The organism is Pseudonocardia xinjiangensis, assembly GCF_012911925.1.
Lineage (GTDB): Bacteria > Actinomycetota > Actinomycetes > Mycobacteriales > Pseudonocardiaceae > Pseudonocardia > Pseudonocardia xinjiangensis.
The window spans coordinates 34,298-50,205 of record NZ_JAAXKY010000021.1; the positions used below are offsets into that span (position 1 = coordinate 34,298).

The following is a 15,908-nucleotide window of genomic DNA, read 5'->3' on the forward strand; positions in this document are numbered from 1 at the left end:
GCTGGTCCGCCAGGTCAGCGGGTGCGGGCGCGCACATGGGTCCGCTCGCCCTGCTGCCCGAAGAGGATGAGCAGCTCGGCCGGGTCGTCGTCGGCCGCGCCCATCCAGTGCGGGACGTGGGTGTCGAACTCGGCGACCTCGCCGGGGGTGAGTACGAGGTCCTGGTCGCCGAGGAGGAGCCGGAGCCGCCCGTTGAGGACGTAGAGCCACTCGAAGCCCTCGTGGGTCTGCAGTTCGGGGTCCGCGGGGCCCGGACCACCCGGGATGATCATCTTGTAGGCCTGCAGCCCGCCTGCGCGTCTGGTCAGCGGCAGGAACGTGCGGCCGAAGCGGCGGATCGGGCGGATGTGGACCCGCGGGTCCCCGGTGGGCGGCGCGCCGATCAGCTCGTCGAGCGGCACTCCGTGCGCGCGCGCCAGCGGCAGCAGCAGCTCCAGGTTCGGCCGCCGCCGGCCGCTCTCCAGCCGCGACAGCGTGCTCTCCGAGATGCCGGTGGTCGCCGCCAGGTCGGCCTGGGTGACACCGCGCCGCCGCCGCAGCGCCCGCAGCCGTGGCCCGACCGCGCGCAGTACGTCGTCCAGGTCGTCGTCCATGAGGGCGGAGCTTGCCGTTCCGGCAAACGCCCTTGCAACCCGTGTCAGTGCGTGGTGCGCAGGAGATGGCGGTGGGTGTGCAGGGCCGCCAGTACGGCGTCGATGTCGGTGGTGTCGTTGTAGCAGTGCGGGGAGATCCGGACGTTGCCATCGCGGGAGCTGACCACCACGCCGTCCTTCTCCAGGGCGGCGACGCAGGCGTGCTCGTCGGTGGTGGCGACGGCCAGCATCGGCCCGTGCAGGCGTTCCGGCGTGACGACGATTCCACCGATCTCCTCGACGCCGCTCCGGAGCCGGGTCAGCAGTCCTTCGACGTGGGACCGGGTGCGTCCGATCCCGATCTCGAGCATGAGCTCGATGCCCGCCGCCGCCGCGTACAGGCCGGGCACCGGCGGGGTGCCCGACTCGAAGCGCCGGGCGTCGGTCGCGGGATCGTAGGAGTGGATGTTCATCGCCCAGATGTCCCGTGCCCCGAACCATCCGGTGCTCGTCGGGACCAGCGCGGCCGTGGTGTCGGCGCGGGCGTAGAGGAAGCCGACGCCGGGCGAGCCGAGCAGATACTTCAGGCATCCACCGCTGACGAAGTCCGCGCCGAGATCGCGGACGTCCAGCGGGATCGCCCCGACGCCCTGATAGGTGTCCACCAGGACGAGCGCGCCACGTGAGTGCGCGAGCTCGACGACGGGCTTCAGGTCGAGCAGGGCGCCGTTGCGGTAGCAGACCTGCGTGATCGACACGATCAGCGTCCGGTCGTCGATCGCCTCGGCGAAACGGTCGAGGGGAATGGTGTTGTCGGAGTCCGACCCGACGTGGACGACCTCTGCTCCGCGCCTCTCCTGGGCGTGCCAGATCTGGCCGATCGTCGGGAACTCCAGGTCGGTCGTCACCACCCTGTTGCGCTCGCCCGAGAAGTCGAGAGCGCTGGCGAGAGCGGCGATTCCCGCGGATGACGAGGTGGTCACCGCGACCTCGGAGGCCTGCGCACCGAGCAGGTCGGCCAGGAGGCCGCGCACCCGGTCCTGCCGCTCGATCCAGTGGTCCCACGAGGACCCCTCGCGTTCCATGCTCCCGAGGTACTCGTCGTAGGCGCTCCGGACCGCATCGGACAGCGCACCCTGCGAACAGGAGTTCAGGTAGACCAGGTTCCCCAGCACCGGGAACCGGCTTCTGACGTCATCGGGCAGGGTGAGTGTCGAGCCTGCCGTTCCTGCGGACATGGTGCGTGTGCTCCTCGGGTCGTCGGGCCTGGTCGGGGGTGCGGGCGGCATCGTCATGCGCCGTCCAGCCGGGTGGCCGGAGCCGCCGACTGCGCAAGCTCGTCCCGCAGCGGGTCGCTGCCTGCGTCGCCCCGGCCGCGGGAGGCGGTGACGAGGTAGGCGACGAGGAGCAGCGCGAAGAACGGAACCCCCACCTTCCAGGCGATCTGCAGGCCGTCGATGAAAGCGGTGGAGACGAGCACCGCGCCGAGGAACAGGAACGCGAGACCGGTGGTGACCGGGGCTCCCCAGATGCGGGCGGGCGAGTCGGGCAGTCCGTGGCGCCGGCGCAGCAGCCGGAACCGTGCGTGCGAGGCCAGGATCATCATCCAGACGACGAGCGCGCCGAACACCGAGATGCCGAACAGGGCGAGGTAGGCGGCGGTTCCGTCGTTGACCGAGAGTGCGGCGGCGACGGCCAGCCCGATCGTGGACAGCGCCAGCGCGTTGCGGGGCGCCCCGGACCGGCTGAGCCGTCCGAGCGCCGCGGGCGCGTAGCCGTGCCCGGCCAGGCTGTGGAGCATCCGCGTCGTCAGGTACAGGTTGGTGTTGGCGCTGGACAGGGCCGCGGTCAGGATGACGAAGTTCATCACCGATGCCCCGGCGGGTACCTGCGCGGCCTCGAGCACCCGGACGAACGGGCTGGCGTCCAGGCTGCCGCCCTTCGCGGTCTGTGACCACGGCGCGATGGTCAGCACGACGGCGATCGCGAGCACGTAGAAGAGGGCCAGCCGGAGCACCATCTGCCGGGCCGCCCGTGGCACGTCCCTGGCCGGGTTCTCCGCCTCGGCGGCGGTGACGGACACGACCTCCGTACCGACGAAGCTGAAGACCACGAACACCATCGCGAGGAAGACCCCGCCGAGGCCCATGGGGAAGAACCCGCCGTCGGAGGTGAGGTTGCTCAGCCCGGTTGCGGGAGCGTCGGGCAGCCCGACGGTGATGAGCAGGATGCCGAGCACGATGAACACGACGATCGCCGAGACCTTGATCATCGACAGCCAGTACTCGAACTCGCCGAACAGCCGCACCGTCGCGGCGTTGACGACGATCAGCGCGACGGAGAACACGACGACGGCGAGCCACAGCGGGATCGACGGCCACCAGTACTGCACGTAGATCCCGGCCGCGATCACCTCGCCGCCGACGGCGATCACCTGGATCGTCCAGTAGGTCCAGCGGATGACGAAGCCTGCCCACCGTCCCAGGTAGGCATGGGCGATGGTGCCGAAGGCCCCCGCTGTGGGGTGCACGGTGACCATCTCGGCGAGCGCCCACGCGATCACCAGCGCGACCAGCGCCACGACGACGAACGCGATGATCGTCGCCGGTCCGGCCTGCGAGATCGCCAGCGCGGACCCGAGGAACAGGCCGGTGCCGATCGCTCCTCCGAGCCCGATCATCGTCAGCTGCCGGGCGGTGAGCCGCCGGTGCAGCTGGTGCCCGGTGGTCGCGGTCATCCGGAACCTCCTCGCCCCAGGTGTCCGCCCCGGTCACCCTCCGAGAACACTAAGGACACGTTCAATACAGGTCAACGATCTTCAACGGGGTTGATACCGGGTCCGGCCGCTGCGGCCGCGGGCGACATCGGCACGGGCAGTAACTTGTCCTCGCCCAGCGTCCGCCGGGCCAGGTCCGATGTCCGGGGGGTGCTGGGACGTGCGCAGCCTGCTCGTCGCGTCAGGGGTCGTCGCCGTCGCCGGGATCGTGGTGGCGGTGGCCTTGGGATCGCACATCCTGGCGACCGGGGCTCTGGTGGCCGCCATGGCCTGCTCCCCGCTCGCGGTCGCCCTCGCGGCGTCCGTCCGGAGGCGCCGGGCGGCCGGCTCCGCGATCGTCGCCGCGGGCATCGCCGCCGCCGTCGCCGGTGTCGCGACCACGATCGGCACCGACGCGCTGCACCTGTTCCGCCTGGACTTCCCGTTGAGTCAGGTAGCCACGAACGCGGCCACCGTGCTCGCTCCCGTCGGGCTGCTGGTGGTGGGCATCGTCTTGGTGCTGGCCGGGCTGGCTGCGGTGCTCGGGGACCGGTTGCTCGGCTTGATCGCCGCGACGATCACGGTCGTCACGGCCCTGCTCTACGCGCTCGCGCTGCTCGGCCTCGCCGTCCAGAGCCTGGCCTACCGCGGCGGGAGCGTTCAGGGCATCCCGATCGTGGCGGCGGTCGTCGTGGGTGTGGCCGCGCTGCTGCTGGTGGTCGTGGTCACCCGGTGGTTCCTCTCGGACCGCCCGGGCGGCGCCGCCGTCGAACCGCCCGCGGTGCGCTCCACCGGTTCGCGGCGCACGGTGCGCTGGACCGTGGTGGGTGCGATCGTCCTGGTGGTGGCGGGTGCCGCCGGGACGGGATACGCGCAGCTGGGCAGCAGGCTGGAGCTCGCGGACCTGTTCCCCGATCCGGCGCTGGCCGCCTGCGTGCGCGAGGCGGTCGGCGGCGCGGACGGCGATCGGGTGTCGCAGCGGGAGTTGGACAGCGTCTTCCGGCTGACGTGCAACGGCGATCTCTCCCGGGCCGGGCCGATGGCGACCCTGAGCGGGCTCGACCACCTGCCGAACCTGGCGGACCTGGATCTGCCGGGCAACCACCTCGCGGACCTGTCCGGGCTGGCGCAGGCGCCGCGGCTGACCACCCTGAAACTGACGAACAACGCGGTTCGCGACCTGGGACCGCTCGCCGGGCTGGCCTCGCTGCAGGAGCTCGGCCTGTCCGGCAACGAGGTGACCGACCTCGCCCCTCTCGCCGGCCTGACCGGGCTCCTCTATCTCGGGTTGTCGGAGAACGCCGTCGCCGACCTCGCGCCGCTGGCCTCCCTGACCGCCCTCACCGAGCTCGACGTCAGCGGCAACCGGGTCGTCGACGTCACTCCGCTCGCCGGGCTGTCCCGGCTGGAGGAGCTGCGGCTCGCGCGCAACCTCGTCGCCGACCCGGGCGCGCTGCAGGCGCTGCCGGCCCTGACCACATTGGACGTGTCCGGCAACCGGATCGGCGACGCGGCCACGGTGGCCCGCTGCCCCGCCGTCGACGAGCTGTGGATCGGCGGCAACCCGCTGACCGACGTCCGTCCGCTCCAGGACATGCCCGCGCTGACCGGCGTCGACCTCTCCGAGAGCGATCCCTCCGCGATCACCGGAGTCGAGGCTCTGCGTGCGCGAGGCGTGTTCGTCGGCGGCCTCGCGTGACCGGCACGCGGCCAGGTGCATGATCGGGCGATGACCCCTCCTCCTGACGCCGTCGACGCCCGCCTGCCGGAGCGTGTCGCATGAGCCGAGTCGTGGTCGTCGGAGCGACCGGGCACATCGGCACCTACCTGGTGCCCCGGCTGGTGCGCGCGGGGCACCAGGTCGTCGCGCTCAGCCGCGGGACCCGCGAGCCCTACCACCCCGCGCCCGAGTGGTCCCGGGTCGAGCGGGTGACCGTCGATCGCGAGGCGGAGGACGCCGCCGGGACGTTCGGGGCCCGGATCGCGTCCCTGGCCCCCGACGTCGTGGTGGACCTGGTGTGTTTCACCGCCGAGTCGGCCACCCAACTCGTCGAGGCGCTGCGGCCCACCCGGCCGCTGCTGCTGCACTGCGGCACGATCTGGGTGCACGGACCCGTGGCGCGCGTGCCGGTCACCGAGGACGAGCCGCGCAGACCGGTGGGCGACTACGGCATCGGCAAGGCGGCGGTCGAGGAGCTGCTGCACCGCGAGACCCGCAGCGGCGGTGTCCCGAGCGTGGTGCTGCACCCCGGCCACATCAGCGGGCCCGGCTGGCCGGTCATCACCCCGGCAGGCAACCTCGACCCGGGTGTGTGGCGCGCTCTCGCGCTGGGTGAACCGCTACCGCTGCCCGACCTCGGCCTCGGCGTCCTCCATCACGTCCACGCCGACGACGTCGCGCAGGCGTTCGAGCGGGCGCTGACGCGCCCCGCGGCCATCGGCTCGAGCCTCCATGTCGTCGCGGAACAGGCGATGACCCTGCGCGGCCTCGCCCACGGGGTCGCCGGGTGGTTCGGGCGCGAACCCGTGCTCGAGCTGGTGGACTGGCCCACGTTCGCGTCGCTGGTCGGAGCGCAGCACGCCGACGTGACCCGCGAGCACGTCTCCCGCTCGATCAGCGCGAGCATCGAGCGCGCACGCGCCCTGCTGGGTTTCGCGCCTCGCTACACCGCGCTGGACGCTCTGCGCGAAGCGCTGGACCGGCTCGTGGCGGACGGGCAGGTCGACCTGGAGGTCCCGAGAGACTAGGAGGCCCGAAAGACTGGGCCACCGGTTCCTTTCCCCACTTCAACGTATAGCGCACCAGGGGTCTTGCGGCAAGACCCGGGTCGTGCCGCAGAATCTCCCGCCGTAGCCAGGACCTGCGGAAATCAACGGATTCGCGAATTGCGTGTGCTTTTTGGACACGCGGGTCTCGCGGGACGTTGTCGAATGGGGAGTCTCTTGATCGACGTGATCGTTGCCGGCGGCGGACCGACCGGCTTGATGCTGGCCGGCGAGCTGCGGTTGCACGGAGTGCACGTGCTCGTGCTGGAGAAGGAGGCGGAGCCGACCAGGGTCGTCCGCTCGCTCGGCCTGCACGCGCGCAGCATCGAGGTGATGGACCAGCGCGGACTGCTGGAGCGGTTCCTCGCGCTCGGCAGTCAGTACCCGGTCGGTGGCTTCTTCGCCGGCATCCCCAAGCCGTCGCCGGGACGGCTGGACACCGCACATCCGTACGTCCTCGGTATCCCGCAGCCCGTCACCGATCGCCTGCTGGCCGAGCACGCCGTCGAGGCAGGCGCCGAGATCCGGCGCGGCTGCGAACTGGTCGAGCTGAGCCAGGACGACCACGGGGTGACCGTCGAGTTGGCCGACGGCACGCAGCTGCGCTCGCGCTACCTCGTCGGCTGCGACGGCGGGCGCAGCACGGTGCGCAAGCTGCTCGGCGTCGAGTTTCCCGGCGAGCCCAGCCGGGTCGACACGCTGCTGGGTGAGATGGAGCTGACCGCACCACCGGAAGAGGTGGCCGCCGTGATGGCGGAGGTCCGCAAGACGCAGCTCCGGTTCGGGGCCGGGCCGCTCGAGGACGGGGTGTACCGGATCGTCGTGCCCGCCGCGGGCGTGGCCGATGACCGCGCGGTCCCGCCGACCATCGAGGAGTTCACGCAGCAGCTGCGGGTGACCGCCGGTACCGACTTCGGCGCGCACTCGCCGCGCTGGCTCTCCCGCTTCGGCGATGGCACGCGGCAGGCCGAGCGCTACCGGGTCGGCCGGGTGCTGCTGGCGGGCGACGCGGCCCACATCCACCCGCCGGTCGGCGGGCAGGGACTCAACCTCGGCATCCAGGACGCGTTCAACCTGGGCTGGAAGCTGGCCGCCGCGGTCACGGGATGGGCGCCGGAGGGGCTGCTGGACACGTACCAGGCCGAACGGCACCCGGTGGCCGCCGACGTCCTGGACAACACCCGCGCCCAGATGGAGCTGATGTCGCTCGAGCCGGGCGCGCAGGCCGTGCGCAGGCTGGTGTCGCAGCTGATGGACTTCGACGAGGTGAGCCGGTTCCTGACCGAGAAGATCACCGCGATCTCGGTCCGCTACGACTTCGGCGAGGGGCACGAGCTGCTCGGTCGGCGGCTGCGGGACGTGGGGCTGAAGCAGGGGCGGCTCTACGGCCTCATGCACGGCGGCCGGGGACTGCTGCTCGACCAGACCGGCCGGCTCTCGGTGGCGGGCTGGGCGGACCGGGTCGACCACGTCGTCGACGTGAGCGAGGAACTGGACGTGCCCGCGGCGCTGCTGCGGCCGGACGGTCACGTGGCCTGGGTCGGTGACGATCAGCAGGATCTGCTCAGCCGGCTGCCCAGGTGGTTCGGCGCCGCCGCAGGCTGAGGGCCGGCCGGGGGCGCAGTGGCGGCCGCGCCGGTCAGGGGCGGTCAGGGGGTCGGTGGCGCCACGGAGAGGAGGAACTCGGCGCGCTCGGCTCCGCAGTTCAGGTAGCGGTGGGCGAGGCGGGAGTCGAACGTGATCGCCTCGCCCGCGTGCACGGCGTTCGGTTTGCCGTCGAGCTCGACGGTGAGCGTGCCCGCCAGGACGAACGCACACTCCAGCGCCACGTGGCTCCACGGCTCGGAGCTGATGGCCTCGCCCGGTTCGAGGACGCCGCGGAGTACCTCCATCTGCCCGTTGCCCGGCGTGAGCCGCTCGTAACCGATCTGCCCGCGCGGCCCGCGCAGGGTGGACCGCTCGCCGGGCCGGCTGATCCACACCGACGGCGCGGCGCCGTCCTCGAACAGCGTGGCCATCGACTCACCGAACACGTTCGCGAGCCGGCGCAGCGTGGCCAGGCTCGGCTCGGTGACCCCGCGCTCGATCTGGCTGAGCAGGGTGGCCGAGACCCCGGCGTCGGCGGCCAGTGCCCGAAGGCTGAGGCCCCGCCTGGTCCGCAGCTCACGAAGCTGGTCGCCGATCATGCGCTCTCCATGCAGTGACGCTGCACAAGCTGGGACCGGAAATGAAGGACGCGTGATGTCGATGCACAAAGTATAACCCGGACAGAAGCCGTTGACCGGCTTGTCAAGGCCGTCGTACGGTCCGGCCGTTGTGTAGTCACACTGCACATTCCTGATGCCTCGATCCACGCTCCGGGAGCCGTAGATGGCCGGGTACTCGCCTGCACGACGGTCGACTGTTCACCGCTGGTTGCTGGTCCTGCCATTCGGGTGGCAGATCTTGGCGGCTCCAGTGGTCAATGACGTGCGCTTCGCGCCGCTGCACATCCCTTTCCCGATGGTCTGGCAGATGCTGGGCATCGTGCTGACGACGGTAGTGGTCTCCATCGTCTTCGTGCTGGACCGCCGGGCCGGCGTCGACGACGAGGAGGCCGAGTTCCTCGAGAAGACCGGTAGCGAGCGCTGATGGTGCTCGCTCTGGTGCTGGTGATCGTCCTCGGCACCGCGGTCGGCTCCATCGTCTTCGGCAGGTGGGGTGGAAGCACGTCCACCCTGACCGGTTGGGCGGTCGGCGGGCGGCAGTTCGGCTCGCTGATGTTCTGGTTCATGAACGCAGGCGAGATCTACACGATCTTCGCGCTGTTGGGTATCTCCGGCTACGCCTGGTCGATGGGCGCACCCGCATACCTGGCGCTCACGTCGGTCTCGCTGAGCTACGCGGTCGGGTACTGGCTGATGCCGAAGATCTGGCGGGCCGGGCGGCGGCACGGCCTGATCACCGAGCCGGACTTCTTCGCCGCCCGCTACGACGCGCCGTGGCTGGGTGTCGTGACGGGCGTCGTCGGGATCGCCGCGCTCGTGGTCTACGTGCAGATCCAGCTGGTCAGCCTCGAGCTGATCGTGCGGATGACCCTGGGGGCCGCCGTAGCGCCCGGCGTCGCCGCCGTGCTCGGTGCGGTCCTCATGCTCGCGTTCGTGCTGGTGGTCGGGATGCGGTCGGCGGTGTTCGCCGCCGCGGTCAAGGACGTGCTCGTCGTGGTCGTCGTGGTGGCGCTGTCGGCGACCGTGGCGGAAAGGGTCGGGGCGTCGTCGCTGTTCGACGTGTTCCGGCTCGTGGAGGAGCAGCACCCGGGCATCGGCAGGTTCCCCGGGCTCGACCCGACCGCACCCACGACGTCGGTGTGGCTGATGACCTCGGCGCTCAACGTCGCGTTGGGCAACTGGGTGTTCCCGCACCTGTTCCAGGTGTCCTTCACCGCGAGGTCGGGCACGGCGATCCGGCGCACCGCGATCTGGCAGCCCCTGTACTCGCTGGCCTACTTCTTCGTCATCCTGCTCGGCTTCGGCGCGTTGCTGGCCGGGGTGCAGCCGGGGGACGCCGGCTCCAACGGGGCCCTGCTGCAGTTCGTCTCCACGTCCTATCCGTCGTGGCTCGTCGGCCTCTTCGCCGGGACCGCGTTCCTGCTGGCGTTGGCGCCGGGTGCGGTGCTGTTGCTCACCACCGGCTCGATCTTCACGCGCAACGTGCTCATCCCGCTGCGGCCGGGACTCTCCGACCGGACCTCGCTGCTCGCCTCCCGGTTGTCGATGATCGTGTTCGCCGCCGCGGCGGTGTTCCTGACGGTCGGCAGCAGCGAGTCGCTGGTGGACATCCTGCTGTACTCGTACTCGGCGATCGGCATGCTCGCTCCCGGCGTCTTCCTGGCGTTCCTCTGGCGCCGGACGTCGGCGGTCGCCGTGCTGCTGGGAATCGCGGCGGGCTTCGTGGCGCTGCTGGCGCCGTTCGCGAAGCACTTCTGGGCGGCGACGCTCCCGGAATGGGAGCCGGGGCTGATCGCCATGGCCATCAACGCGGTGGTCGTCGTCCTGGTCAGCGTGGTCACCTCCGCGCCGGATCCGGCCGCGGTCGCGGTCGGTGTCGAGTCGCCCTCCACGCGGCGGCCACGCCCGCTGGCTGCGGTGACCGAGGGCGGCCGGTGACGCCGCCGGACGGCACCGGCGAGCCGGTGACCGAGCTGTACGACCTGCGCGTGACGGTGGACCGGATCGAGGGGCGCTCGGTGTGCGGGATGGACGTCGGCGACCATGTCGAGCTCGTCGACAGCTCTCGCCTGCGCATCCCGGACGGCCGCCACTTCTGCATCTACGCGCTGCAGTCGGTGCTCCCGCTGCTGCCGGCCAAGCAGCGCAGGCTGCCGCCGGACGACTGGCTCGAACGCGACGCACTGGTCGCCTGCCCTGATCCGGAGGAACGGTTGATCATGCGGGTGGAGCGCATCGGGATCTGTCGGCTCCGCACCCAGGACCTGACGTGACCCGCGTGCAGATCGGCCTCGGCCTGCAGGGCGACAAGACGGCGGGGGAGTACGCACGCCTCGCCGTGCTCGCCGAGTCCTACGGGTTCGACGTGCTCTGCGTGTTCGGCGACCTGATGTTCCAGCCGCCGATCTTCCCTCTGCTGGAGATGGCGCGGGCGACCGAGCGCGTGCGCCTCGGCGCCGCCTGCTGGAACCCGTACTCGCAGCATCCCTACGAGATCGCGGGCCAGGTCGCCGCGCTCGACCTCGCGTCCGACGGCCGGGCCTACCTCGGACTCGCCAGGGGAGCGTGGCTGGACGCGGTCGGCATCCGGCGTACCCGGCCCGTCACGGTGGTCGACGAGGCGATCACCGTGATCAGGATGCTGCTGGCCGGCGACGACGGCGGCTTCGCCGGTGAGATGTTCCAGGTCGCGCCGGGCACGAGGCTCAGCTACACCCCGCGGCGCCCCACCGTGCCGCTGCTGCTGGGCGCCTGGGGGCCGCGGATGGTGGCACTGGCGGGCAGGGTGGCCGACGAGCTGAAGGTCGGTGGGACGGCGAACCCGGACATGGTTCCGGTGGCGCGTGACCGGCTGGCGGTGGGGACGACCGAGGCGGGCCGCCCCCTCGACGCCGTCGACGTGGTTGTCGGCGCGGTCACCGTGGTGGACGAGGACGCCGGTTTCGCGCGGGCACTGGCCCGCCGCGAGGTGGCGATGTACCTGGGCGTCGTGGCCGAGCTGGACCCCACCGTGGAGGTGCCGGCGGACGTGCTCGCCGAGCTGAAGCAGTACGTCAGCTCCGGCGGACATCACGAGATCGACGCGCTCATCCCGGACGACCTGCTGGACAGGTTCGCGTTCTCGGGCACCCCGGAGCAGGTGGCGCAGCAGGCCCAGCGGCTGATCGACGCGGGGGTGTCCCGGGTGGAGTTCGGTACCCCACACGGCCGCACCGCCGCGCGGGGCATCGAACTGCTGGGCACCCGCGTCCTCCCGCTGCTCTCGCGTGACTGAGGAGCGGCGTCGCGCTCCGTGAGTGACGCGGCCGGTCGGGTGTGGCTGGTCACGGGAGCGCCGAGGCCTCCAGGCGGCGGTTAGCCTCGAAGTCCGGGGGCCGAGGCGTACCGGGAGGCCGCGTGGGCGGCGCGTTGGACTGGTCGACCGAGTGGTTCACCAGTTTCGTGTGGATAGTCGGCGTCTTCGCGGCGACGGTGGTGGGTTGTGGCGTGGTCGCCGCGCTCCTCACGCGATTCACGGTGTGGGGACGGCAGTTCCGGCGGCTGGCCTACCCGTACTTCTCGCCACGGGGCGGCGCCGGGTGGCGCCCGCTGCTCGGCGTGCTGCTGCTCCTGCTGCTGACCATCGCCGGGGTGCGCCTCAACGTGCTGCTCTCGTACCAGTCGAACGGCCTGTACACCGCGCTGCAGCAGCTCGACGCCGCGAGCTTCGCGCGCTTCCTGGTGATCTTCGCCGTTCTCGCCACGATCTACGTGGTCCAGTCGTTGCTCGCCTTCTACGTCCAGCAGGCGATCGTCATCCGCTGGCGGGTGTGGCTCAACGACGACATCGTCGGTGACTGGCTCGGCGACCGGGCCTACCACCGTGGCCGGTTCACGCGCTCCGCCGTCGACAACCCGGACCAGCGCATCCAGGAGGACATCGCGTCGTTCCCGATGGACTCGGCGACCCTCGGAGTGGGCGCGGTCGGGTCGCTGGTGTCGCTGGTGTCGTTCACGCTCATCCTGTGGCAGCTCTCCGCGCCGGTGACGATCCTCGGGGCCGAGATCCCGCGGGCCATGACGTTCGCCGCCTACGTGTACGTGATCGTCGCCTCGGTGATCGCATTCCGGGTGGGCCGCCCGCTGATCCGGCTGAGCTTCCTCCAGGAGCGGTTCAACGCCTCGTTCCGCTACGCGCTGGTGCGGTTGCGCGACAACTCGGAGAACGTCGCGTTCCACCGTGGCGAGGACGTCGAACGCAGCACCCTGTCCTCGCGTTTCCGTGCGGTCATCGACAACGCGTGGGCGATCGTGTTCCGGAGCCTGAAGTTCCAGGGCTTCAACCTGGCGGTGAGCCAGGCGGCCGTCGTGGTCCCCGTGATCATCCAGGCCCCGCGGTTCTTCGCCGGCCAGATCACGCTCGGCGACGTCCAGCAGACCGCCACCGCCTTCCAACAGGTGCACGACTCCCTGTCGTTCTTCCGCAACGCCTACGACCAGTTCGCGAGCTACCGTGCCACCCTCGACCGGCTGACCGGGCTGCTCGACGCCGACGCCGAGGCCCGCGCGCTGCCGTCGGTGCAGCTGGAGGGTGGCGCCGGACTGGAGGTGCGCGACCTCACCGTGCGCCTGCCCGACGACCGGACGCTGGTCGACGAGCTCGACCTCACCGTGACCGCCGGCCACGCCCTGCTGGTGACGGGCGCGTCCGGCAGCGGGAAGACCACCCTGCTGCGCAGCCTGGCCGACCTGTGGCCCTACGCCGACGGCATCGTGCGCCGCCCGCTCGGCGACGGCGCCCTGTTCCTGTCCCAGCAGCCGTACGTGCCGCTCGGCAGCCTGCGCACCGCGCTGGCCTACCCGCAGCCGGCGGGCCGGATCGGCGACGAGGAGGCGGTCCGGGTACTGCGTCAGGTGCAGCTCCCACACCTCGCCGACCGCCTCGACGACGAGATCGACTGGGCCCGGCGGCTGTCTCCCGGGGAGCAGCAGCGCCTCGGGTTCGCCCGCGTGCTGATCATGCGTCCCCGGGTGGTCTTCCTCGACGAGGCCACCTCGGCCCTCGACGAGGGCCTCGAACACACCCTCTACACCCTGCTGCGCGACGAGCTGCCCGACAGCGTGATCGTCAGCGTGGGACACCGGAGCACGCTCGCCCGCTTCCACGACGAGCGCCTGGAGCTGCTCGGCGGCGGCCGCTGGCAGGCCACCGCCCCGCACCGGTAGCGCATCGGCCCGAGGGCCGGTCGGCCCCGCTCAGGTGGCCGGCAGCAGGGTGAACTCGGTCCGGCCCGAGGCGACGCCGTTGATCTGGAGCTCCACCGCGTGCGGACCGGGGTAGTAGCGCCGGGTGGTGATCGCGCGGAAGGAGTGGGCACGGGCGACGGCGAGCTCGCCGCCGGGAGCGAGCGTCGTGGTGGTCAGCTTGAAGGTCTTGCCGCTCTGGCTCCCGTTGGCCTTGCGGTGGTGCACGACGTAGTCGATCACCAGCCGCGCCGGCTCGGACCCGGCGTTGCGGACCGTGGCGGTGAAGGTGACGGTGCCGCCGAACGGGACGGTGGGGGAGTCGAGCTCCAGCCGGGTGACGTCGAGCGTGGCGGGCGGGAAGCCCAGCAGGTCCAGCGCCGCGACGTGTCCCTTCTTGGTCAGGGTCCGCAGCCCGTGGCGCACGATCCACGCGGTGTTGCCGTCCGGGTCGGCCAGCCAGCGCCTCGCGGTCTCGACGGTGAGGTCCGGTTCCAACCGGCTGAGGTCGTTGAGGTGGTTGGCGACCGAGCGCCGCACGTACTCGCTCCCGTCGCGGTAGAGGGCATCGAGGATCGGCAGGGTGGCGCGGGGGTCGCTGATGATCTTTCGCACGCGCGTGGACCACGGCAGGAAGGGCCGGGTGCCCTCCGACGCGAGGCGGCGGACGTGCTCGTCCTGCGAGGTCGTCCACGTGAGGATCGCCGCCAGCGCCCGGTCGAGGTCGTGGTCCAGCAGGCTGCGGAGCGCGAACTCCGACGTCAGCCGGGACGTGAGGTCGGCGAGCATCGCGAGGGCGTCGTCGAACGCCTCGTCGGTGTTCTCGGCGATCGCCGTGGCCGCGAGCGCACTGGTGACGGGCCAGATCAGCCAGCCGCGAAACGGTGCCGAGCCGTCCCGGGCGGCGCGGATCGTGCCCGCGAAGGCCGCGTAGTCGCCCGGGAGATCGTGGATGAGTGCGTCGCGCAGCAGGTCGCTGCGCTCCCGCAGCGCCAGCGGGGCGAGACCGGCCTCGGCGGCGCGCAGCGCGGTCAGCGGGGCAGCCGGCCGGGCGGCGTGGATCGCCTGGGTGAGGGCCTGCGCGGTAGGCGGCCCGATCAGCTCGTCGGCGAACGGCATGGCATCTCCCAGCGCGTGTCGGACGGCGCCGTCGGGTCGCCGCGGGGACCGTCCTACCAAGCGGGGCTCAGCCGGTCCCGCGGGGGCCGCCCGGCTGGAAGGCGTCCCACACGGCGAGGCTGTCCTCGTAGACGTGGTGGCGGGTGATCACGCCGTGCTCCACGGTCAGGTGCAGCGCGAAGGCGGCGACGTAGCTCCGCCCCGTCGGCTTCGCCGTGTTCTGCAGCTCCCCGAGCACCACGGCGTCCGGGCCGTCGACCAGCACCGCCTCGATCTCGGCCGAGCTCCGACCGGCCACGTGGTGCTCGCCGATGAGGCGGAAGTGCTCGGCGACCCCGGCCCGCGTGGACCGGTCCCGGATCCAGGGGACCGATCGGGAGTGGTCACCGGGCGGCCAGTCCAGCTTCCAGTCCACGTGGTCGGCGTAGAGCTCGGCGATCTTCTCGGGATCGCCCAGCGCGATCCGTTCCAGCAGCCGGGTGACGGTCTCTCGGGTGTCCATGGACAGCAGCCTGGTCGGTGCCCGTGCCCGGGTCGATGACCTCCGAGGTCATGCGGACCCTTCCGTCGCCGCCGGCGGCCGATGGTCAGTGGGGCCGGCGTAGCCCGGCGATGAGGAGATCGACCAGCCGACGCGCGTCGTAGCGGGGATCGTGGTCGGCGCCGATGCAGAGGTTCCCGACGCCGCGCATGAGCTCGTAGGCCGTCAGGTCGGACCGGATCTCGCCGGAACCCGCGGCGGCGTCGAGCAGTTGGGTGCACACGGGCACGAGGCGGTCGAGGAAGTAGGCGTGCAGCGTCTCGAATCCGGCGTTGTCGGACTGCAGCACGGCAGCTAGCCCGTGCTTGGTGACCAGGAAGTCGACGAACAGGGTGATCCACTGCCCCAGCGCGGCGTACGGAGTTGCGCTGGTCGCCAGCAGGGCCGGGCCGGCCTCGGCGCAGGCCTCGACCTGACGCCGGTAGACGGCGATGATCAGATCCGCTCGCGTCGGGAAGTGGCGGTAGATCGTGCCCATCCCGACACCGGCCTCGGCCGCGATGTCGCGCACCGGCGCATCCACCCCCGAGGCGACGAAGACCGCGGCAGCCGCGTCGAGCAGCGTCTCCTCGTTGCGCCGGGCGTCCGCCCGCTTGGACCGCCCTGCGGGTCGGGCGCCCTCGTCGCCGTCGTTCATCGCGCCGTTCCTTCCGCCGCCGAGGTTGCTAAGTGGAACACTGCTCCGTATCGTTAGCGGAGCAACGTTCCGCTTGCTCATGATGCCA

The 15,908-nt window shown here is 71.6% G+C and carries 15 protein-coding genes; 8 read left to right on the plus strand and 7 right to left on the minus strand.

Annotated features, from left to right (window positions below; translation table 11 throughout):
* Positions 1-14: 14 nt before the first annotated feature.
* From HF577_RS09280 to HF577_RS09290, 3 genes are read right to left on the minus strand one after another with little or no spacing between them, the layout of a single operon-like run.
* The gene (locus HF577_RS09280) at positions 15-593 is read right to left on the minus strand and encodes a helix-turn-helix domain-containing protein (RefSeq protein ID WP_169395348.1); all 579 of its coding nucleotides are present in this window, start codon (positions 591-593) and stop codon (positions 15-17) included.
* 44 nt (positions 594-637) lie between these two features.
* Positions 638-1,810: an aminotransferase class V-fold PLP-dependent enzyme gene (locus HF577_RS09285; RefSeq protein ID WP_169395349.1), complete on the minus strand. Its 1,173-nt coding sequence runs from the start codon at positions 1,808-1,810 to the stop codon at positions 638-640.
* 53 nt (positions 1,811-1,863) lie between these two features.
* Positions 1,864-3,309, minus strand: a complete 1,446-nt coding sequence (locus HF577_RS09290) for an amino acid permease (RefSeq protein WP_169395350.1) — start codon at positions 3,307-3,309, stop codon at positions 1,864-1,866.
* A gap of 199 nt (positions 3,310-3,508) precedes the next feature.
* Here HF577_RS09290 and HF577_RS09295 point away from each other — a divergent pair, with 199 nt between their 5' ends.
* The 3 genes from HF577_RS09295 (at position 3,509) to rox (ending at position 7,698) form a co-directional block, all read left to right on the plus strand.
* Positions 3,509-5,026 carry a leucine-rich repeat domain-containing protein gene (locus HF577_RS09295; RefSeq protein WP_169395351.1) on the plus strand — a complete coding sequence of 506 codons (1,518 nt, stop codon included), beginning with the start codon at positions 3,509-3,511 and terminating at the stop codon, positions 5,024-5,026.
* Between the two features lie 80 nt (positions 5,027-5,106).
* Positions 5,107-6,075, plus strand: a complete 969-nt coding sequence (locus HF577_RS09300) for an NAD-dependent epimerase/dehydratase family protein (RefSeq protein WP_169395352.1) — start codon at positions 5,107-5,109, stop codon at positions 6,073-6,075.
* 195 nt (positions 6,076-6,270) lie between these two features.
* Positions 6,271-7,698, plus strand: a complete 1,428-nt coding sequence (rox, locus tag HF577_RS09305) for a rifampin monooxygenase (RefSeq protein WP_169395353.1) — start codon at positions 6,271-6,273, stop codon at positions 7,696-7,698.
* A gap of 44 nt (positions 7,699-7,742) precedes the next feature.
* Here rox and HF577_RS09310 read toward each other — a convergent pair whose 3' ends face one another.
* Positions 7,743-8,279, minus strand: coding sequence for a helix-turn-helix domain-containing protein (locus HF577_RS09310; protein WP_169395354.1), 537 nt, complete (start codon positions 8,277-8,279; stop codon positions 7,743-7,745).
* Between the two features lie 184 nt (positions 8,280-8,463).
* On the opposite strand from HF577_RS09310, the gene HF577_RS09315 reads away from it, so the two are divergent.
* The 5 genes from HF577_RS09315 (at position 8,464) to HF577_RS09335 (ending at position 13,505) form a co-directional block, all read left to right on the plus strand.
* Positions 8,464-8,724, plus strand: coding sequence for a DUF3311 domain-containing protein (locus HF577_RS09315; RefSeq protein ID WP_169395355.1), 261 nt, complete (start codon positions 8,464-8,466; stop codon positions 8,722-8,724).
* Positions 8,724-10,238, plus strand: a complete 1,515-nt coding sequence (locus tag HF577_RS09320) for a sodium:solute symporter family protein (RefSeq protein ID WP_169395356.1) — start codon at positions 8,724-8,726, stop codon at positions 10,236-10,238. The genes HF577_RS09315 and HF577_RS09320 overlap by 1 nt, the downstream gene beginning before the upstream one ends.
* A complete protein-coding gene (locus tag HF577_RS09325; RefSeq protein WP_169395323.1) occupies positions 10,235-10,573 on the plus strand; it encodes a TIGR04076 family protein in 339 nt (112 codons plus the stop codon). Before HF577_RS09320 ends, HF577_RS09325 begins: the two co-directional genes overlap by 4 nt.
* A complete protein-coding gene (locus tag HF577_RS09330) occupies positions 10,570-11,574 on the plus strand; it encodes an LLM class flavin-dependent oxidoreductase (RefSeq protein WP_169395357.1) in 1,005 nt (334 codons plus the stop codon). Before HF577_RS09325 ends, HF577_RS09330 begins: the two co-directional genes overlap by 4 nt.
* A gap of 122 nt (positions 11,575-11,696) precedes the next feature.
* A complete protein-coding gene (locus HF577_RS09335; RefSeq protein WP_312859033.1) occupies positions 11,697-13,505 on the plus strand; it encodes an ABC transporter ATP-binding protein/permease in 1,809 nt (602 codons plus the stop codon).
* A 30-nt stretch (positions 13,506-13,535) separates the two neighbouring features.
* Here the strand turns inward: HF577_RS09335 and HF577_RS09340 are convergent, their stop codons facing one another.
* The 3 genes from HF577_RS09340 to HF577_RS09350 all read right to left on the minus strand — a co-directional run bounded on the left by HF577_RS09340 (position 13,536) and on the right by HF577_RS09350 (position 15,820).
* Positions 13,536-14,642 (minus strand): DNA alkylation repair protein, encoded by a 1,107-nt coding sequence (locus tag HF577_RS09340; protein ID WP_169395358.1) that lies wholly within the window; start codon positions 14,640-14,642, stop codon positions 13,536-13,538.
* Positions 14,643-14,709: 67 nt separating this feature from the next.
* Complete coding sequence (locus HF577_RS09345; protein WP_169395359.1) at positions 14,710-15,144, minus strand: nuclear transport factor 2 family protein; 435 nt, start codon at positions 15,142-15,144, stop codon at positions 14,710-14,712.
* Between the two features lie 85 nt (positions 15,145-15,229).
* On the minus strand, positions 15,230-15,820 hold the full coding sequence (locus HF577_RS09350) for a TetR/AcrR family transcriptional regulator (RefSeq protein ID WP_169395360.1): 591 nt from the start codon (positions 15,818-15,820) through the stop codon (positions 15,230-15,232).
* Positions 15,821-15,908: the final 88 nt, after the last annotated feature.